Below are 19,185 nucleotides of genomic sequence, written 5' to 3' on the forward strand. Positions count from 1 at the left end.
GCTTACCTGACCATCAGCGTGGCACCCGGACCCGGCGGCAGATCCCACAGCACCCAGAAGACTAGCTGGATCACCAGCACCGCCAGAATGGCCAGCGCATAGGGCATGGCCAGGACAAGTGGCGTCCCGACCTTGACCGGCTCGGTGCCTTTCGGCCGCCACTTGTTCAGCAGGCCGATCACAAGGATCAGGAAGGGATTGACCGGGCAAACCGCATTCAGCGGCGCGTCCCCGATACGATAGATCATCTGCGTTGCCGCAGGAGTATAGCCAAGCGCCAGCATCAGCGGAACGAAGATGGGCGCATACATCACCCACAGCACGCTGCCCGAGATGATGAACAGGTTCGATACCGAGACCAGCAGCAGGAACAGGAAGATCGCCACGCCCGGCGAGGCCTGGATGCCCTGCAGCATGACCACGCCATAGCTGCCGATATATTCGCCGATATGGCTGTCGTTGAAGAACTTCAGGAACACCACCGCCGCAGCCGAGACGACAAGGAAGAAGGACATCGACGAAATGCCGTTCTTCATCCAGTCGGCGGCCTGACCCAGCGATTTCATCCGTCCGGTGAACCAGCCAAAGACGATCCCCGACAACGCGAAATACAACGAGATCAGCACGACGATGCCACCCATGAAGGGCGATTTCGGCACGATCTGCCCGCCCTCTCCGCGCAGCGCGCCGCCTTCGGGCAGCAGCATGGCAAGGATGGCAGCAAGATACAGGACCGTAAAAATCCCCGCCGCAATCAGGCCGCGGCCCTCGTTGCCATGCTCGCTGGGGGTTTCCTCGACGATTTCGGGGGCGATTTCCAGTTCCCCGACCTTGTTCGGGGCCAGTTTCGACGGCACCAGGAAATAGGTCACGAGCACCATCGCAGCCGTCGCCGTCAAGGCACTGAACGCGTTGAAATACCAGTTCATGATTGGCGAGATGTTCGCCGCCTCGGCCACTTCCGGGGGCAGCACGCTGGCCGTAATGCCCGACAGCACGGTATCCGTCTGGTTGATGACCAGCGAGGCGGAAAAGCCCGCGGTATTCCCCACAAAGACAAGGATGATGCCCAGCCACGGGTTCAACCCCATCTGGAAGAACAGCGTCGCGGCCAGCGGCATCAGCACGAACATGGCGGCGTCGCCGAACACGTCGCCGTTGATCGCCAGAAATGACACGACGCTGATCACTGCGAACTTGGGCACGCGGCGCATCAGCCCGCGAATGACCGAGGACAGGAAGCCCGAATGTTCTGCGACCGAAATCCCCATCATCACGACGAGCGTCAAGGCGATCGGCGGGAAGCCGACCAGCAACTTGGGAAACTCGACCAGTAGGTTGGCGAAATAGGGCGCGGTCAGGATGTTCTCAATCGCCACGGTCTTGGCGACCTCTTGCCCGGTCACCGGATCGACGGTCGAGAAGGAAAGCGACACGCCCGCCAACGGCAGCGACAGCAACGCCGTCAGCGCGGCAAGCACGATCAGCAGCGTGAAGGGCTCCGGTAGTCGGTTGATGATGTTTTCGAGCCTGTCGAAAATATTGCTGCGCAGTGCGCGCGTCTCGTCCATCGGAATCCCCCCCACCGCGCCTGTCGGCGCATCAACAGGCTGTGCTTATTCCGCAAGCAACCGGGAAAAGGAAGCGCGGGTGCATCAATATTGGAAAACCTTTTCAGATTTCGCCTTTTGGGTTTCGCGCCATCACGCTGGCGACCAGCGGTCAGCCACAGCCCCTGCCTTTGGCCGATATGCGGCGGAAATTATTTCTCTTGCCTCGGCGGCGTGATCCAATAGTGCTTCGACCCCAGCAGCGCCCTGCCACAGGGGGCCCCGAGACAGGAGGCACGAAGATGAGCGCGACACCCGAGGCCAAGGGCCGACTGACGCCCGGCGATATCCTGGCCCGCAAGGGGGGCTCGCCGGTTGTGTGTCTGACCGCCTATACCACGCCCATGGCCCAGTTGGCCGATGCGTCCTGCGATCTCGTACTGGTCGGGGACAGTCTGGGAATGGTGCTGCATGGCCTGCCCTCGACCCTGGGGGTGACGATGGAGATGATGATCCTGCATGGCCGGGCGGTAGCGCGAGGATTGAATCGCGCCTGCATGGTCGTCGACATGCCCTTCGGCTCGTACGAGGAAGGACCCGAACAAGCCTTTCGCAATGCCGCCCGGCTGATGGCCGAAACCGGTTGCCAGGCGGTGAAGCTGGAAGGCGGGCAGCACATGGAAGCGACGATCCGCTTTCTGGTCCACCGCGGTATTCCGGTGATGGGCCATGTCGGCCTGACTCCGCAGTCGGTCAACACGCTTGGCGGCTACAAGGTACAGGGCCGGGGCGAAGACGGCGCGCGCGTGCTGGCCGATGCCCGCGCCGTGGCCGAGGCAGGCGCCTTTTCCGTCGTTCTGGAAAAGCTGCCGGGCACGCTCGGGGCCGAAATCACGGCCGCGCTTCCCATTCCGACGATCGGCATTGGCGCGGGTGCGGATTGTGACGGCCAGATTCTGGTCGTCGATGACATGCTGGGTCAGTTCGCAGGCTTTCGTCCGAAATTCGTCCGCCGCTATGCGGAACTGGGGAATGCAGCGGCGGACGCGATCGCGGCCTATGCGGCCGACGTCCGCGCGCGCCAGTTTCCCGGCCCCGAACATATCTTCGAGGGGAAAGCACGGTGACCACGCCCATTATCAGGCCGCTTGACGATTTGCGTGCCCAGGTCCGAGGCTGGAAGTCCCGCGGTGAAACCATCGGCGTCGTTCCGACCATGGGCGCGCTGCATGACGGGCACCTTAGCCTGGTCCATGCCGCAAAGGCCTCGTGCGACCGCGTGATCGTCACGCTGTTCGTGAATCCGCGCCAGTTCAACTCGGCCGAGGATTTCGCGAAATATCCCCGTACCGAGGTCGCCGATGCCGCCCTTCTGGCCCCGTTGGGCGTCGATGCCCTTTTCGTGCCCGATGCGGCCGAAGTCTATCCACCCGGCCACTCCACCGTGATCTCTGTCTCGGGCGTCAGCGAGCCGCTGGAAGGCGCGCATCGCCCCGGCCATTTCGATGGCGTAGCCACGGTGGTCGCGCTTCTGTTCAACATGACCGGGGCGGACCGGGCCTTCTTCGGGGAAAAGGACTGGCAGCAATTGCTGGTCGTTCAACGGCTGGTCCGGGACTTGAAGATGCCGGTCGAGATCGTCGCCTGCCCATCGGTCCGGGCCGGGGATGGCCTCGCGCTGTCCTCCCGCAACCAGCGTCTGTCGCCGGGCGCGCGCGGCCATGCAGCGACCCTGCCCGCAGTGATGTTTCGTGCCGCGAACGACATGGGTTCGGGCGCAGAGATCGACGCCACACTGGACGCAGCGCGCAGCGATCTGACAGGCGCGGGCTTCGGACCCGTCGAGTATCTTGAGCTGCGAGACGCCCTTACCTTGGGTGCTGCACTGCCGGGCCAACCCGCGCGACTACTGGCGGCGGCATGGCTGGACGGCGTCCGGCTGATCGACAACGTCGCCGTGACACTGCCGGACTAAGCCTGGCCTGCGCTCAGTGCTTCACCACGCCGTCCAGCTTGTCGGGATTGCGCGTGACGAAGATCGCGGTGATGCGGCTATCCTCTATCTCCAGCGCGGTGGTCTGCAGCGTGCCATTGACCCGGCTGACAAAGCCCGGCAGGCCATCGATCACCGTCGCACCCAGAAATTCGTTGTGCTCGCCAAACTTGCGGGCAAGCCCAAGAAACAGCCGGACAAGGTTGGGCGCGCCCTCGATCACGTTGGGATAGGACAGGACCTTGCCGCCACCGTCCGAGCGCAGGCTGGCCCCCTCGGCCAGCATCGCGCCAAGCTTTGCCGCGTCACCCGAGGAACAGGCGTCGAAAAAGGCGCGGGCGATTTCGTCTCCGGCATCGCGGGGAACGGCATAGCGGGGGCGGTCGATGCGGACATGTTCGCGGGCGCGCGCGGCAAGCTGGCGTGTCGCTGCCGGATTGCGCCCGATCGTGTCCGCGACCTCGTCCAGGGGACGGCCAAAAACGTCATGCAGCAGAAAGGCCGCGCGCTCCAACGGCGACAACCTTTCCAGCGCCATCATCAAGGATAGCGTCAGGTTATCGGGCCGAAGCGCGTCATCTTCCTCCTCGATTAGCGGTTCGGGCAGCCACGTGCCCGGATAGGTCTCGCGCCGGGCCCGGGCCGATTTCATCTGGTCAAGGCACAGCCGCGACACCACGCGGGTCAGCCAGGCCGCGGGTTCGATCACCGCCTCGCTGTCCGACCTGCTCCAGCGAAGCCATGCCTCTTGCACGATATCCTCGGCCTCGCCATGCGATCCGAGCATCCGATAGGCCAGACGCAGCAGCCGGGGCCGCTGCGCCTGAAACAAGGCAAGCGCGTCAGGCCGCATTGGCCCGCGCCTCGGGCAGGCTGGTCCCATGGGCGGCGCGGAAACCGACCTGGATGCGGTTCCACATGTTGATCGCCCCGATCGCCACGGACAACCAGGCCCGTTCATCTTCGTTAAAGGCGGCAACCACTTCCGCCCAGTCCGCGTCCGGCGCGCCGGTGCTGGCGACCAGGGTCAACGCTTCGGTCCAAGCCAGCGCAGCGCGTTCGCGCGGGGAGTAGAGGCTGCTTTCACGCCATGCGGGCAGCATATGCAGGCGCAGTTGCGTCTCGCCATCCTTCAGCGCCTCGGCGACGTGCATCTGGATGCAAAAGGCGCAACCGTTGATCTGGCTGGCGCGCAACTTGACCAGGTGCAGCAGGCGCGGCTCAAGCGTGCTGCCCTTGATCGCCGTCTCAATCGCCATCAGCGGCTCGAACCCGGATTTGGCGCGTTTGAAATAGTCGGTCATGCGGGGGGTCATCATCGTCTCCTGTGTCATCTGATACTAGCTTGACGAGGCGACGGGGCCAGATGTGACACGCGGCGAAAGATTTATTCTTCGCCGCGTGTTTTCTTATCGCGCTGTAATGGCGCTTCAGCAGGTGGCTGCCAGCGGCGCGGCCCGGCGGCGACCCAACCATACAAGGCCCAGGCCAGCCGCCGCCAACAATCCGCCGGCGACCGGCACCGCAGCATAGCCGTAGCCCGCGCCGATCACGGCTCCGCCCAGGGCCGCGCCAACGGCATTGCCAAGGTTGAACGCCCCGATATTGATCGACGAGGCCAGACCCGGCGCTTCGGACGCGGCCTGCATGACCCGCATCTGGACCGGCGGGACGATGGCGAAGGCGGCAGCGCCCCAGAATAGCAGGGTCAGCGCGGCGCCGACTGTGGTACCAAGCAGCAGCGGCGCGGCCAGCATGATCGTCGCCAGCGCAGCCAGGAAGATCGCCGTAGCGCCCTCAAGCGACCAGTCGGCCAGCCGACCGCCAAGCCAGTTCCCGATGGTGAAACCCAATCCGATCAGCACAAGGGACAGGGTCACGAACCCTTCCGAGGCGTTGGTCAGCGTCTGAAGCAGTGGCGCGACATAGGTATACAGCGTGAACATCGCGCCCGCACCCATCACCGTCGTCAGCATGGCGATCAGCACCTCCGGGCGAACCAGGACCTTCAGCTCGCGCCGGACATCGGGGCGCTCGCCGGGAATACCCTTGGGCAGCGCCAGTGCCAGCGCCGTGATCGTGACAAGGCCCAGGACCGCCGTGCCCGCGAAAGCCTCGCGCCAGCCTATCTGTTGGCCGACCCATGTCGCGACCGGCACGCCACCGATATTGGCGATGGTCAGGCCCATGAACATCGTCGCCACCGCGCTTGCCTGCCGCTCACGCGGCACCACACTGGCCGCGACGACTGCGCCAAGACCAAAGAAGGCACCGTGGTTCAGGCTGGTCACGATCCGCGACAGAAGCAACGTCCAGTAATCCGGGGACAACGCCGACATCAGGTTCCCGACGGTGAAAATCCCCATCAGCGCGATCAGCGCCGCGCGCTTTCCGAAGCGGGCGAACAGCAGAGTCATCACCGGCGCCCCGACCATCACGCCGATGGCATAGGCACTGACCAGAAGTCCCGCACGAGGGATCGAGACATCGACCCCTTGGGCGATCACGGGCAACAGACCCATGGGAGAGAACTCGGTCGTGCCAATGGCGAAGGCGCCGATCGCCAGGGCCAGAAGCGGCCAGCTTGAATTGCGGGTCTGCATGTTACGCGGTCCAATCGGGGGCAAGGCCCGCGGGATCAACCAGGCGGCCATCCGCACGGGCAAGGCCCGAGATCGCCGCCATGTCGTCATCGCTGAGCGTGAAGTCGAAGATGTCGAAATTCTCGGCCACGCGGCCGGGCCGGGCGGTCTTGGACAGGGCGATATGCCCTTGCTGGATCAGCCAGCGCAATCCGACCTGGGCCGCAGTTTTGCCATGCGCCGCCGCGATCCGTCCGATGACCGCGTCACGCGGGACTGCTCCGTCGGCCATCCCGTAATAGGCCGTCAGCGCGGTTCCGGTTTCCGCTGCCAGCGCGGCAAGCGCCGACTGGTCCAGATAGGGATGCATCTCGACCTGATTGGTGACGATGGGCGCGGCACTGGCAGCGATCGCCTGGCGCAGCTGGCCCCGATTATAGTTGCTGACGCCGATGAACCGCGCCTTGCCAGAGGCATGGACCTCGTTCAGCCAGTCAACCTGCTTGGCCACCGACACCTGGTCGCCCGGCCAATGGGCCAGAAGCAGGTCGACATGATCGGTGCCCAGTTTCTCAAGGCTTTCCTCGACCGAAGCGGCAAAGCGGGTTTCGCTGTAGTTCGATACCCAGACCTTCGTGGTCAGGAAGAGCTCGTCCCGCTGTGCACCGGCCAGCGCAAGGGCGCGTCCAAGGGCAGCCTCATTCTCATAGATCTGGGCGGTGTCGAAATGGCGGAAACCCGCCTCAAGCGCGGCGGGAACGACCGCTTCAACCTCGGCATCGGACATGCGGAACACGCCAAAGCCAAGCACGGGGATCCGGGCCCCGTGGGCATCCACATATTGCATCGTAAACTCCTGTTCGGCGCAGGCGCGCGCCCTGTGGTCATGAAAGGGCAAATAGCGCCCGCCCTGCCGCTTGATAATCGCGCGCATCGGCACATTATTTGTGAAGAAAATTCACAAGAGGCCATGAATGGACAACCGTGCGGGCGAAATGCAGGTTTTCCTGCGGGTGGTCGAAAGCGGCAGCTTTTCCGATGCGGCCCGGCAATTGCGGATGACGCCCTCGACCGTTTCGAAACTGATCGCGCGGATCGAGGCGCGGTTGGGCGTCCGGCTGCTGGAACGCTCGACCCGGCGGCTTGCCCTGACTGCCGAGGGCCGGATTTACTATCAACGCAGCCAGTCCCTGCTGACCGAGCTGGAAGAGATCGAACGCGACCTGTCGCATGGGGCGGCGAGCATCAGCGGCACGGTCCGGATCACCTGCTCGGTCGGTTTCGGGATCGTCGGGGTCGAGCCGCTGCTTCCCGCCTTTTGGGCTGCTTACCCAAATATCGTGATCGACCTGTCGCTGTCTGACGAGATCGTCGATCTTTATCTGGATCGCACCGATGTCGCGTTCCGGGTTGGGCAGTTGCCCAGTTCCGGCCTGATGGCACGCAAGCTGGGGACCGCGCCGCGCAAGATCGTGGCCTCGCCGGATTACCTGCGCCGGAACGGCACGCCGTCAAGTTTCGACGACCTGGCGCGGCACAGCTTCCTTGGCCTCAACTTCCGCCGCAGCGAGGTCATCGGTCCGTCGCGCGACGTCAGCCGTATGCCTGATCGTGGCGTCGCCGGACCGCTTCAGACCAACAATGGCGAAACCTTGCGCCGCATGGCGCTGGCCGGGATGGGACTGGCGCGCATGGGGGAATTCCACGTGCGCGAGGATCTGAAGTCAGGGCGACTGGTGGAGATCCTTCCTGATGCCACGCGCGGCGACAACGAGGACGTCCATGCCCTGTTCCTGGGCGGGGAAAGAATGCCCCATCGCGTCCGCGCGCTGCTCGACTTCATGACTCCGAGACTGCGCAGCTTTCTGGACGCGGCAATTTAGCGATCAGCATTCCGGCAGTCCCGCGACAGTCGCAACGGTATCGCCCTTTGGACGGATCAACTTGGCGGGTGAGCGCTCAAAAGTCTTGCGGCCCCGTTTGTATCCCGCGACAGGCAGCGCGATGCCCGCAAAAGCCTCTGTCAGGTTGTCGGCGTCCAGCACCACAAGGTCAGCCTGATCGCCGATCCGAAGCCCATAGTCGCGAATGCCCAGCATCCGCGCCGGACCATGGGTCACCATGTCCAGACAGACCGGAAAATCAGCCGCGCCCAGATGCATGATATTGGCATATAGATTGGCCATGCGCAGCAGCGAGCAGTCGCCATAGGGTGTAAAGGGGTTCATGACGTTATTCGTGGCGACCGCCACCCCGACCCCCGCGCCCGCCAGCAGATGGACCGGCGCGACGCCACGCGGCGCGCGATGCCCCTGATCCATTCCATTCAGATATAGATCGGTCGAGGGCAGGGCCACCACCGCAACGCCCGCCTCGGCCAGCCGCGTGGCATGGTGGCGGATCCGGTCATCCTCCATCACCGCCAGTTTCGTGGCATGGCCGATCGTGACACGGCCCTGCCAGCCGTGGCGCATGGTCGCATCGCAGACCGCATCCATATGCGTCCAACCGGGATCAAGGTCGAAATCAAGGTGGAAATCCAGGTCCACATCATGACGGACCGCCATGCCGAAAAGCCACTCGATCTGCCCGACCGGGTCGACGTCGGTATAGGGACAGCCGCCCAGAAGATCGGCGCCCTCTGCCAGCGCCTGTTCCAACAGGGCTTTCCCCTCGGGGTCGTTGGTCAGCCCCTCTTGGGCGAAAGCGCAGATCTGGATGTCCATCGCGAAGGCATAGTCCTCCTGCAGCCGCCTGACCGCGTGAAAGCTGCGCAAACCGGCGCGCGTGTCCACTTCGACATGGCTGCGCATCCGCATGGTCCCCTGCGCGATCGCCGCCTCGACCACGCGGGCGCCGCGGGTATGGACATCCTCGATCGTAAATTCACGCTTTAGGCGCGAGACCTCTTCTACCGCCTCGCGCAGCCCCCCCGCCTGACCGCATCGGCAGATCAGCCCGGCCTTGTCCAAGTGGATATGCGCTTCGACAAAACCGGGAACGACGATCCGCCCACCCAGGTCATCGGTCAGGATGTCCGCGCCAGCGAGCGTGCCAAGGCCTGCGATCCGCCCATCCCGAATGCCGATATCGCAAGGCGCCTGCCCCCAGGGTCTGGCATTGCGGAGCATCAGGTCAAACGGCGCGGCGGTCATGATTCTTGAAACTGTCCAAATAGATTGCATCTATCTTCTGTATGCAGTTATTGCGCTCCATAGCAATGAACGAGGTGAATGATGGATCCCCGAGCCGAACGAGATCTTCAGGCGGTGAAAGATTATCTGGAGGCTTCGATGACACCCGACCCCGAGCGCGCGGCACGCTTCGTCGCTCCGGGCTTCATCTGTCGCTTCACCGGCAATCGTCAATTCGATACCGCAACTGGCCCGACTTCGTTCAATGCGGCACGCTATAAATGGGTGAAGAAGCGGATCGAGCGTTACGACGTCGTGCCCGGAAAGCAGGAAACCACGGTCTATAGCCTTGGATTTCTGTTTGGCGAATGGCCCGATGGCACGGCCTTTGATCACAACCGCTATATCGACCGCTTTGTCGTCCGCGACGGGCTGATCCTGGAAACGGACGTCTGGAACGATAGCGCGGAGTGGATTCTTGATCCGTCTGTGGGGCGGCGCTGATCAGCCCGTCGCATAGGGGGTCAGGATGCTGACCAAATCGCGGCTGCGCCCCGCCTCTCCGTCCAGAAGGGCACGGGTGGCGACCGCCTCCAGATGCTCGGCCACCAGGGCCGCGGCCCGGTCGGCGGGCCCCGAACGGATCACGCGTATCAACTCAAGATGCTCGCTGATCGCGCAGTCCGACGAATGGGGCCGCCCCAATGCCGACAGCGAAAGCCCCGCCCTGTAACAGATTTCCGTGACATAGCGGATCAGGATCGGCTTTCCTGTCATCTCGGCCAGCCGGATGTGGAACTCGGTCGCAAGCCGGATCGAGGCACCCTCGGGGCCGCTTCGGGCGTCGTGTTCGCGCGTCACGATCCCCTGCAACTCTTTGGCCTGTGCCTCAGTCAGGCGCCCCGCAAGATGCTGAACCACCTGCCGTTCCAGCGCGACCCGGATGTCGAAGATGTCACGCGCATCTTCGGGCGTCGGCGTGGCGACGGTCGCAATCCGGTTGCGGCGCAAGTCGACCAGCCCCTCGGCCGCAAGCTGGCCCAGTGCATGGCGAGCAATCGTCCGGCTGACGCCGAAGCTTTCGCCAAGCGAATCCTCGGGCAGGCGGTCGCCGGGCATCAAAGCCCCGTCGATGATCGCGTGGCGGATACCCTGACAGATGATGGAAACACGGTCACCCTCGGCCCGGACTGTCTTGCGCGTCGTGGTCATGATCCCCTTTCCCGGCCCCAGTTGATCCTGGCCATGGGCTGCATAGAATTTAAAACAGAAACTGCATGCAGTTTATGCATGTGTCCTGGCATCAAACTTCACCCAACCCCTCCATCGCACACAGCGGGACAAAGCGAAAGTTTCCCAATGCCCGTCCGACCGAAGATTTTTTGTCTTTCGCAGGGATGAAAATACGCGGCAGCTACGTAACCCCTTTGACGGGAAACAAGGGACGGCGCGACGTGGTGGACGACGCGCGCTGAACCAGCTCGGCGGTAACGATTTCAAATGGTAGCAGTCACGCATGGGGGCGGCCGGCAGCTTGCGCCGGCCGCCCCCATGCTCCCTAGGCTGCAGAAACCAGCGCGTCGAGCCGGGCCCGCTGATCCGCGGTAAAGCGGATTCCGGCGGCAGCGATATTCTCGCGCAGATGCCCGCGCGACGAGGTGCCGGGGATCAGCAGGATGTTCGGCGCGCGCGCCAGCAGCCAGGCCAGCGCCACTTGCTGCGGGGTGAACCCCATCTCGGCCGCAATGGCCGACAGGCCCGAGGATTGCAAAGGATTGAACCCGCCAAGCGGGAAATAGGCCGCATACCCGATCCCATCCGCCGCCAGTGCATCGATCAGTGCATCGTCATTGCGCTGGACCAGATTGTAGTGGTTCTGCACGCAGACAATCGGGGCGATGTCGCGCGCGATTGCCAGCTGGTTCATGGTGACGGTGCTGATGCCGATATGGGCGATCAGCCCCTCTTCCTGCATGGCGCGCATGACCCGCATGGGGGTCGCGATGTCATCCTCGCGGCCGCCCATGCGCAGGTTCACGATCTGCATCTGTTGCAGGCCCAGGCGTTTCAAGTTGTCCTCGACCGATTGGCGAAGGAACTCCTCGCTCCGCTCAAGGATCCAGTCCCCCTTGTCGTCACGCCATGCCCCGATCTTGGTCACGATGACCAGTTCCTGCGGATAGGGGTAAAGCGCCTCTCGGATCAGGCGATTGGTGACATGGGGGCCGTAGAAATCGCTGGTATCGATGTGATCAACCCCCAGCGCCACTGCTTCGCGCAGGACGGCAAGCGCCTCGTCCACGTCCTTGGGGGGGCCAAAGACATGCTGGCCCGCAAGCTGCATCGCGCCATAGCCCATCCGGTTGACGCTAAGCGCGGTGCCCGGAAAGGTGAAGCGGCCCGCGGCCGCCGCTGGCAAGGATTGGGTCGATGTCATGAAAAGCACTCCCTTGGTGGATCGGCTCGTCACACCAATCTGGCACATGAACGCGCGATTGATAACCGGTCCGGAGAGGTTCCTTCAGCCCTCCATCTCGGGCGCGGCGACAAAGCGCCATTTGCGCAGGGGTCCGGCCATGACGTTCAGGTAGTAAAGCTCGAACCCGTGGGGCGCGCCGCAGGGATGATGGCCGCGGGGAACAAGAACGACGTCGCCGTCGCGGACTGCCATCGCCTCGTCCAGCGTCCCGTCATCGGTATAGACCCGCTGCAACCCCCAGCCCCGACCGGGATTGATGCGATGGTAATAGGTTTCCTCAAGATAGGTGATACGGGGAAAGTCGTCTTCGTCATGCCGGTGGCTGGGATAGCTTGACCAGTTGCCCGAAGGGGTGAAGACCTCGGTCACCAGCAGGCTGTCGCAGAAATCCTCTGCCTCCATCGCGATGTTGTTGATCCAGCGCGTGTTGCTGCCCTCACCACGCTGAGTCAGGGTGATCCCTTCCGGGCCGATCCGACGCGCAGGGTGGCCACCCCGCCCCGGCGCGCTGCATACCGCGACGACGCAGTCGGTTTCGGCCCGAACTTGCCAAGAGCTGCCGTTCGGGACGTAAAGGCAATGCGGGGGGGTCTTTTCAAAGACATCCATCCGTTGCCCCAGGATACCCCAGTCGCGATCCGCAGCCGTGATCGCGGCCTTGCCCTGGACCATGACCAGAATGATCTCGCGGTCCCCGGTCTGCTCGGCCGCTTCCTCGCCGGCGCGCAGGTGATAAAGGCCAAAGCCCACATATCTCCAACCCGCAGAAAGCGGAGAGATGTCATGCACCTTGCCGTGGCTGCCAAAAGGCTTTCGCAAAAGATCCGCCATGCGATCCCCTCCTTTCTCAGACAGCCTTGACCGACGTGCGGTCCAGACCGGCTTCGACCGCCGCCGCTTTCAACGCGGCAAGTCCCATCGACTGGTATTTCAACGGATTGCGCAGCTTCGGGTCCTGCTCTGCCTCGATGACCAGCCAGCCGTCATAGCCCGCTTGCGCCAGAATGCGCAGCAAGGGCAGGAAATCGATCCCACCCTCAGAATCACCGGGCACGGTAAAGGCTCCCGCCAGCACGCCCTGGATAAAGGACAGGCGTTCAGCCCGGACGCGTTCGGTCACCGGGCGACGGATGTTCTTGGCATGGAAATGCGCGACCCGCCCGACATGTCGCGCCAACACCGTCGCCGGATCGCCCCCACCAAAGGTGCAATGACCGGAATCGAACAGCAGATGAGTGGCGGGGCCCGTGGCGGCCATGAAGGCGTCGATTTCCTCGGGGCTTTCGACCACGGTTCCCATGTGGTGATGATAGGCCAGCGTGATCCCCTGATCCGCCAGATACGCGGCGAAATCTTCGATCTTCGCGCCAAAGGCCGCCATCTCGTCAGCATTCAGCCGCGGGCGATCGTTCACCGGAACATCAGGGCGGCCATGGACGGTATTCGAGCATTCGCAGACGATGCAGACTTTGCACCCATTGGCTTTCAGCTTGGCCAGATGCGGCTGGACTGCGGCGATCTCATCCTTGACCGACCGCGTCAGAAGTTCTGTCGAATACCAGCCCGAGATGAAGTCCAGACCATATTTTCCCAGCAGTTCGCGCAGTGCGACCGGATCATCTGGCCAGCGGTGGCCATTCTCGATCCCGTCAAAGCCGATCACCTCGCCCGCCTCATGCAGGATCTGTTCCGTGGGAATGTCGGCGCCGATCGATTGGTCGTCGTCATTCGCCCAGGCGATCGGGTTGGTTCCGTAGCGGATCATGGACTTGTCCTTCAGTTGACCAGCGCCTGCCGGCGCGCGTTTTCGATATAATCGGCATAGGCAGCGCGAAGCTTGTCGCTCTGCCCGGTTTCGGGGACGGCGACGTCCCACCAATGCCCGCCGCCCGCCTCGCCGGGGCCGTGGGTCGGATCGGTCTCGATGACGATCACGGTGGGAAGGTCGCGCGACCGGGCGGCGACGATCTCGGCTTCAAGATCGGGAATGTCGCGCGCTTTCACCGCATGGGCGCCCATGCTGGCCGCGTGGGCGACATAGTCGATCCGGGGCTGACGCTCGATATTGCAGTCCTTGTAGAGGTTGTTGAACTCCTCTCCGCCCGTGCCTTGCTGCAGACGGTTGATGCAGCCAAAGCCGCGGTTGTCGGTCAGAACCACGGTAAAGGGCACGCGACGCATGACGGCGGTCGCAAGCTCGCTGTTCGCCATCATGTAGCTGCCGTCACCGACGAAGCAGATCACCTCGCGCTCGGGGCGGGCAAGCTTGATGCCCATTGCGCCGGCGATCTCGTAACCCATGCAGCTGTAGCCGTATTCCATGTGATAGCCGCCTTGGGCCGGTTGCCACAGCAACTTCAGCGCGCCGGGCATGGTCCCGGCCGCACACATGGCGATGCTGGCGGGCGTCGAGGCACGCTGGACCGCACCGATCACCTGCGCATCGGTGGGCAGGGCATTGCCAATGGCCGGGGCCGCGCAATGCGCATCGACCGTCGCCAACCAGTCGGCTCGGGATTTGGCGTCGACAGTCCCAAGGCGGTGATCGCCAAGCGCGGTCGACAGCCGCTCCAGAGCCACCCGCGCGTCCGATACCAGAGCGACCGCCCCATGCTTGGCCGCGTCATAAGACTGCACGTTGACTGAAACGAGCGGCACCTCCGCGGCGAACAAAGTCCGCGACCCGGTGGTGAAGTCCTGAAACCGCGTCCCGATCCCGATCACAAGGTCCGCGCCCGTAACGCAGGCGTTTGCTGCCGCCGATCCGTCCACGCCAGCAGCTCCAAAGTTCAGGGGATGGGACTGTGGCAGCGCCGATTTTCCGGCCTGGGTTTCAACGACCGGAATGTTGTGGCGCGTGGCAAATTCGGCCAGAGCCCGTTCAGCCCCGGAATAGAACACTCCACCGCCGCAGATCAGGACCGGCTTGTTCGCGCCGCGGATCAGCTGGACAACCTCGGCCAGTTCGACAGCATCGGGTTCGGGGCGACGGATGCGCCAGACGCGCGGGGCAAAGAACGCCTCGGGCCAGTCATAGGCCTCGGCCTGGACATCCTGGCAGAAGGCCAGGCAAACCGGGCCGCAATCCGCAGGATCGGTCATCACCCGCAGGGCGCGCGGTAGCGCCGACAACAACTGCTCAGGACGCGTGATGCGATCGAAATAGCGCACGACCGGGCGGAAGCAGTCATTCGCGCCGACGGTTCCATCGTCGAAATCCTCGATCTGTTGCAGCACGGGATCTGGCCTGCGGCTGGCGAAGACGTCGCCGGGGATCAGCAGGACCGGAAGGCGGTTCACATGCGCCAGCGCCGCCGCCGTCACCATGTTCGTGGCACCGGGCCCGATCGAGCTGGTCACGGCCTGTGCGCGCCTGCGCCCCTTGGCCTTGGCATAGGCGATGGCGGCATGGGCCATCGTCTGCTCATTCTGGCCACGCCAGGTCGGGAAGGCGTCTACGATCCCGTGCAGCGCCTCTCCCAGCCCAGCAACGTTGCCATGGCCAAAGATTGCCCAGCAGCCTTCGATGAACCGCTCACCCTCTTCGTTCATCTGAACGGATAGCCAGCGCACCATGGCCTGTGCAGCGGTCAGACGGATCGTTGTCATGCGGCTTCCTCCTGTGCGCGGGCGCGCGAGCCATCCCAGACGTCGCAGAGCCGGGCAAAACGCGCCGCCATTTCGGCGACGGCGGCCGCGTCCTCGATCTCGCCCGCGAACCAGCGGCGCGCCACTTCGGCAAAGATCGTGCGACCGACCGCGAACCCCTTGACCAGCGGAAAGCTGGCCGCGACGCGGAAGCTGGCGGCCAACGCGGCTTCCGGCGCGTCGAGGCCAAGGACGACGATCCCGCGGGTATGGCGGTCGTTCTCCTCGATCGCGGCCACGGCGTTCCGCCACGCCTCGGGGGTGGCCATTGGCTCCAGCTTCCACCAGTCGGGGCGGATGCCGATGTCATAGAAGCGGCGGATCAGCGTCGCTGTGGTCAGGTCGTCGACCGGCCCGACCTTCGAGGGGATGATTTCCAACAGAAACTCCAGATCGTTCCGGCGCGCTGCGGCGAACAGGCGCTGGACAGTGGCCTCTTGTGCGCTGCGGGTCGCATCATCGTCGTCCGGGTGGCAGAAGCACAGCACCTTGACGACATTGTCGCGCGCCCAAACCTCCAACCCGCCGCAATCGGGACCAAGCGCAGGTTCGAGCTGCAAGGGGCGAGAGCCGGGCCATTCGCAGGGCCTCCCGACCCACAGTCCCGTGCCCGCAGCGGCATGCAGGGCGCGGCGACCAAGGCGGTCGTCGCACAGGATGCCATAGCCCGGCCGACCATCCTGAACCTGCAGGGCCGCGCGCAGGCAAAGCTGCTTGAAGGCACCCGCCTTGTCGGGGGTAAATCCTGCAAGTGACTCAAGCTGCATCCGGTGGTCGAATGCAAAGACCCGCATGACCGGCCATTCGCCCTTGCGGTTCGTGGACCAGTGGATCTGCTCAAGCTCGGCGTCGTTGCGCAAGTCCGGGCGGATCACGCCGCGCTTCAGGAAAAATTCCAGCTCGGCGAGGCTGGGATAGGCCGGGGTGCAGCCATGTCGGCTGACCGCGAATGCGCCGCAGGCATTGGCGTATTCCAGCGCCCGAGGCCAGGCCTCGCCGTCCAACCACCCCTTGAGCAAACCGGAGAAGAACCCGTCGCCCGCACCAAGGACGTTGAAGACCTCGATCGGGAAACCCGGCCCCGTTTCCCCCTTGTCCAGCGAATCCGGGATCGCGCCGGTCAGGGCCACGGCCCCCTTGGCCCCGCGCTTGCAGATCAAAACCGCATCCGTGACCGCGCGCACCGCGCGAAGCGCGTCCAGCGTATCGGTCGAGCCGCCAGCGATGTGAAATTCCTCTTCGGTTCCAACGATCAGGTCGAACAGATGCAGGGTGGATTGCAGCTTGGCCGTCACCTTGGCGCTTTCAACAAAGCGGCTTTCTCCGTCGCCATGTCCTGCGACACCCCACAGGTTCGGACGATAGTCGATGTCCAGCGCCGTCCGCGCGCCATGTTGCCGCGCAAGGGTCAGCGCCTTCAGCACCGCCGCCTCGGTCCGCTGGTTGCTGAGATGGGTGCCGGTCACCAGCACGGAACGCGCATCCGCGATCAGGGCTTCGTCGATGTCATCTTCGCACAACGCCATATCGGCGCAGTTCTCGCGATAAAAGATCAGCGGGAACTGTTCTTCGTCCCGAATGCCCAGGATGACCAGCGCGGTCAGGCGTTCAGGATCGGTCTTGACGCCGCGCACGTCGACGCCTTCGCGAACCAGTTCTTCGCGGATGAAGCGGCCCATATGTTCATCACCGACGCGCGTGATCAGGGCCGATTTCAGCCCCAGCCGGGCGGCGCCGCAGGCGATGTTTGTGGGCGAGCCGCCGATATACTTGCGGAAGGAGCCCATGTCCTCAAGCCGCCCGCCGACCTGCGCGCCGTAAAGATCGACGCCGGCGCGCCCGATGGTGATCACGTCAAGGTTCTTGGTCATTCCCTCATCCTCACAATTCAACCGGGCGGCCGTTCGAGGTCGCCATGGCATGGATTACGCGCTCGATCTTCAGGCCCGCCGCAAAGTCGGGGCCGCAGGACGGTCCCCCGGCGATGGCCGAGATCAGGTCGCGAGCCTCGATCACCTTCTGCTCGTTGAAGCCGAAATTATGGCCGGGGGCGGGGCAGAAGGCGGCATAGTCGGGCTGGTCCGGGCCGGTCAGGTGGCGGGTAAAGCCAGCCTCGCCCGCGCGGTGCAGCCACAGCGCGTTCATGTTCTCCTGGTCGAAGGTGATGGTTCCACCCGACCCGTGCACCTCCCATTGCAGGCGGCACTTGCGGCCGCGCGCGACGCGCGAGGTGGCGAAAGATCCTTGCGCACCACTGGCGAAGCGGACCAGCGCCAGGGCAGAATCCTCGTTCTCGACCGGTTTGTCGCCGTCCGGCGCGGGCCGCATCGGGATCGAGATCTGGGTCATCGCCGTCACCTGCGTCACATCACCCATCAGTGCGACCATCTGGCTGACCAGATGGCAGCCCAGATCGCCAAGTGCGCCAAGGCCACCCTCTTTGTGGGTCATGCGCCAGGACCAGGGCAGCGTCGGATCGGCCGAATAGTCCTCGTCATAGACACCGCGGAATGCGTGCGGCGTGCCGATCGCGCCGGATCGGATCAGACCCACCGCAGCCTGAAACGCGGGCGAACGCAGGTAGTTGTAGCCCAGGATCGTCACCCGATCCGGATTCTGCGCTGCAAGCTGTGCCATCGCCTCGGCATCGGCCAGCGTCAGGGCCATCGGCTTTTCCAGCCAGACATGCTTGCCCGCACGAAGCGCTGCCTCGGCCATCGGCCGGTGCAGGCCATTCGGTGTGGTGATCGAAACCACGTCCACCGCGTCGTCGGCGATCGCCGCGTGCCAGTCTGCAGTCGCCCGCGCGAAACCGAACTGTCCGGCATAGGCATGGGCGCGGCTTTCGGGCGTGTCGCACAGGATCTCAAGCCGGGGATGCGCCCCCCCGAAAGTCGCGGCCACGGTGCGCCACGCCATCGCGTGGCATTTCCCCATGAAGCCGGTGCCGATCAAGGCGACGCCAAGGGGATTTTCGGGCATGGGACGGGTCATCGGAATTTCGTCAGACATGGGCGATCACATGGGACATGCTGTCACGCAGCGCGGTTTCGGGATCGGAAAGAGCGTGAACCTGAGGGGAGAAGGGTTCGAAGCTGAAGGGACCGTCATACCCCCCGGCAAGCAGCGTGCGGATCTGGTCAAGGTTTCCCAGCCGATCGCGCGCATCGACCAGACCGCGATGGGGGTCCAGCATTGCATCGACGGCGATGTCGGGATCGGTCACGCCGGAGATATGGACAAGACCGGTCCATTCCGGAAAAAATTCACGCTCGCCAGCCAGGTGGTGGTGAAAGGTGTCATGGACCAGGCGATAGGTCTGCGCACCGCCCACTGCCTCGATCGCGCTGATCGCCTGAGCCTTGCTGCGCAGCGACGAGACTGGAAAGCCCAGCGGCTCTACCAGCCCGGTCAGGCCCCGCGCCTCAAGCAACGGTTTCAACGCCGACAGCGCGGCGACAAGATCGTCAAAGGTCACCGTACGGCCATCGTTCAGCGGGCACATGACCAACGCTTTTGCCCCGCAGGCGGCGGCGTAATCCGCCAGCGCCTCGGCCCGGTCGGGCAGATCGCCCGACCAGAGGTTGAAAGGATAAAGTGCGTTGATCGAGACGATCCGGACACCAGCCGAGCTGGCCATATCCCGGACCTCGGACGCCGACAGGGTGGCGACGATATCCGGCAGGTCATTGCGGATCTCGACCTCGGTCGCGCCCAATTTGCGTGCCATCGTGAAGAACGCCTCCAGCGACAGGCCGGGCGCCGCGATGTGGTTCATGGCAAATCGCATGGCGGTTCC

Annotated in this window: 18 protein-coding genes; 4 read left to right on the forward strand and 14 right to left on the reverse strand. The window is 64.1% G+C overall.

The window, feature by feature from the left end; translation table 11 throughout:
• Positions 1–2 precede the first annotated feature (2 nt).
• Positions 3–1,571 (reverse strand): AbgT family transporter, encoded by a 1,569-nt coding sequence (locus ACO2Q4_RS16130; RefSeq protein WP_311759720.1) that lies wholly within the window; start codon positions 1,569–1,571, stop codon positions 3–5.
• Between the two features lie 281 nt (positions 1,572–1,852).
• Between ACO2Q4_RS16130 and panB the strand changes: the two genes are divergently transcribed.
• Complete coding sequence (gene panB / locus ACO2Q4_RS16135) at positions 1,853–2,677, forward strand: 3-methyl-2-oxobutanoate hydroxymethyltransferase (RefSeq protein WP_311759721.1); 825 nt, start codon at positions 1,853–1,855, stop codon at positions 2,675–2,677.
• On the forward strand, positions 2,674–3,525 hold the full coding sequence (gene panC, locus ACO2Q4_RS16140; RefSeq protein ID WP_311759722.1) for a pantoate--beta-alanine ligase: 852 nt from the start codon (positions 2,674–2,676) through the stop codon (positions 3,523–3,525). The genes panB and panC overlap by 4 nt, the downstream gene beginning before the upstream one ends.
• A gap of 13 nt (positions 3,526–3,538) precedes the next feature.
• Here panC and ACO2Q4_RS16145 read toward each other — a convergent pair whose 3' ends face one another.
• The 4 genes from ACO2Q4_RS16145 to ACO2Q4_RS16160 all read right to left on the reverse strand — a co-directional run bounded on the left by ACO2Q4_RS16145 (position 3,539) and on the right by ACO2Q4_RS16160 (position 6,972).
• Complete coding sequence (locus ACO2Q4_RS16145; protein WP_311759723.1) at positions 3,539–4,396, reverse strand: sigma-70 family RNA polymerase sigma factor; 858 nt, start codon at positions 4,394–4,396, stop codon at positions 3,539–3,541.
• Positions 4,386–4,859: a carboxymuconolactone decarboxylase family protein gene (locus ACO2Q4_RS16150; protein ID WP_423320569.1), complete on the reverse strand. Its 474-nt coding sequence runs from the start codon at positions 4,857–4,859 to the stop codon at positions 4,386–4,388. Before ACO2Q4_RS16150 ends, ACO2Q4_RS16145 begins: the two co-directional genes overlap by 11 nt.
• Before the next feature lie 114 nt (positions 4,860–4,973).
• The gene (locus ACO2Q4_RS16155) at positions 4,974–6,146 is read right to left on the reverse strand and encodes an MFS transporter (RefSeq protein WP_311759725.1); all 1,173 of its coding nucleotides are present in this window, start codon (positions 6,144–6,146) and stop codon (positions 4,974–4,976) included.
• A gap of 1 nt (position 6,147) precedes the next feature.
• A complete protein-coding gene (locus ACO2Q4_RS16160) occupies positions 6,148–6,972 on the reverse strand; it encodes an aldo/keto reductase (RefSeq protein ID WP_423320571.1) in 825 nt (274 codons plus the stop codon).
• Positions 6,973–7,099: 127 nt separating this feature from the next.
• Between ACO2Q4_RS16160 and ACO2Q4_RS16165 the strand changes: the two genes are divergently transcribed.
• Positions 7,100–8,008, forward strand: a complete 909-nt coding sequence (locus tag ACO2Q4_RS16165) for a LysR family transcriptional regulator (RefSeq protein WP_423320573.1) — start codon at positions 7,100–7,102, stop codon at positions 8,006–8,008.
• A 3-nt stretch (positions 8,009–8,011) separates the two neighbouring features.
• Here the strand turns inward: ACO2Q4_RS16165 and ACO2Q4_RS16170 are convergent, their stop codons facing one another.
• Positions 8,012–9,280 (reverse strand): amidohydrolase family protein, encoded by a 1,269-nt coding sequence (locus ACO2Q4_RS16170; RefSeq protein ID WP_423320574.1) that lies wholly within the window; start codon positions 9,278–9,280, stop codon positions 8,012–8,014.
• 78 nt (positions 9,281–9,358) lie between these two features.
• Here ACO2Q4_RS16170 and ACO2Q4_RS16175 point away from each other — a divergent pair, with 78 nt between their 5' ends.
• Positions 9,359–9,763, forward strand: a complete 405-nt coding sequence (locus tag ACO2Q4_RS16175) for a nuclear transport factor 2 family protein (RefSeq protein WP_423320576.1) — start codon at positions 9,359–9,361, stop codon at positions 9,761–9,763.
• On the opposite strand, the gene ACO2Q4_RS16180 is transcribed toward ACO2Q4_RS16175, so the two are convergent.
• From ACO2Q4_RS16180 to ACO2Q4_RS16215, 8 genes are all read right to left on the reverse strand, one after another.
• A complete protein-coding gene (locus ACO2Q4_RS16180; RefSeq protein WP_423320578.1) occupies positions 9,764–10,471 on the reverse strand; it encodes a GntR family transcriptional regulator in 708 nt (235 codons plus the stop codon).
• A gap of 346 nt (positions 10,472–10,817) precedes the next feature.
• The gene (locus tag ACO2Q4_RS16185; protein WP_423320580.1) at positions 10,818–11,696 is read right to left on the reverse strand and encodes an oxidoreductase; all 879 of its coding nucleotides are present in this window, start codon (positions 11,694–11,696) and stop codon (positions 10,818–10,820) included.
• 84 nt (positions 11,697–11,780) lie between these two features.
• Entirely contained in the window at positions 11,781–12,569 is a 789-nt protein-coding gene (gene iolB / locus ACO2Q4_RS16190) for a 5-deoxy-glucuronate isomerase (RefSeq protein WP_423320582.1), read from the reverse strand.
• Between the two features lie 16 nt (positions 12,570–12,585).
• Positions 12,586–13,503 (reverse strand): myo-inosose-2 dehydratase, encoded by a 918-nt coding sequence (iolE, locus tag ACO2Q4_RS16195; RefSeq protein WP_423320584.1) that lies wholly within the window; start codon positions 13,501–13,503, stop codon positions 12,586–12,588.
• Positions 13,504–13,514: 11 nt separating this feature from the next.
• Positions 13,515–15,347: a 3D-(3,5/4)-trihydroxycyclohexane-1,2-dione acylhydrolase (decyclizing) gene (gene iolD / locus ACO2Q4_RS16200; RefSeq protein ID WP_423320586.1), complete on the reverse strand. Its 1,833-nt coding sequence runs from the start codon at positions 15,345–15,347 to the stop codon at positions 13,515–13,517.
• Positions 15,344–17,257: a bifunctional 5-dehydro-2-deoxygluconokinase/5-dehydro-2-deoxyphosphogluconate aldolase gene (locus ACO2Q4_RS16205; RefSeq protein WP_423320588.1), complete on the reverse strand. Its 1,914-nt coding sequence runs from the start codon at positions 17,255–17,257 to the stop codon at positions 15,344–15,346. The genes iolD and ACO2Q4_RS16205 overlap by 4 nt, the downstream gene beginning before the upstream one ends.
• Positions 17,258–17,267: 10 nt before the next feature.
• Positions 17,268–18,380 carry a Gfo/Idh/MocA family protein gene (locus ACO2Q4_RS16210; RefSeq protein WP_423320589.1) on the reverse strand — a complete coding sequence of 371 codons (1,113 nt, stop codon included), beginning with the start codon at positions 18,378–18,380 and terminating at the stop codon, positions 17,268–17,270.
• A gap of 10 nt (positions 18,381–18,390) precedes the next feature.
• Positions 18,391–19,176, reverse strand: a complete 786-nt coding sequence (locus ACO2Q4_RS16215) for a TIM barrel protein (protein ID WP_423320591.1) — start codon at positions 19,174–19,176, stop codon at positions 18,391–18,393.
• Between the last annotated feature and the right edge of the window lie 9 nt (positions 19,177–19,185).

Origin of the sequence: Paracoccus sp. KR1-242 (genome assembly GCF_049446195.1) — a bacterium.
Taxonomy (GTDB): Bacteria; Pseudomonadota; Alphaproteobacteria; order Rhodobacterales; family Rhodobacteraceae; genus Paracoccus; species Paracoccus broussonetiae.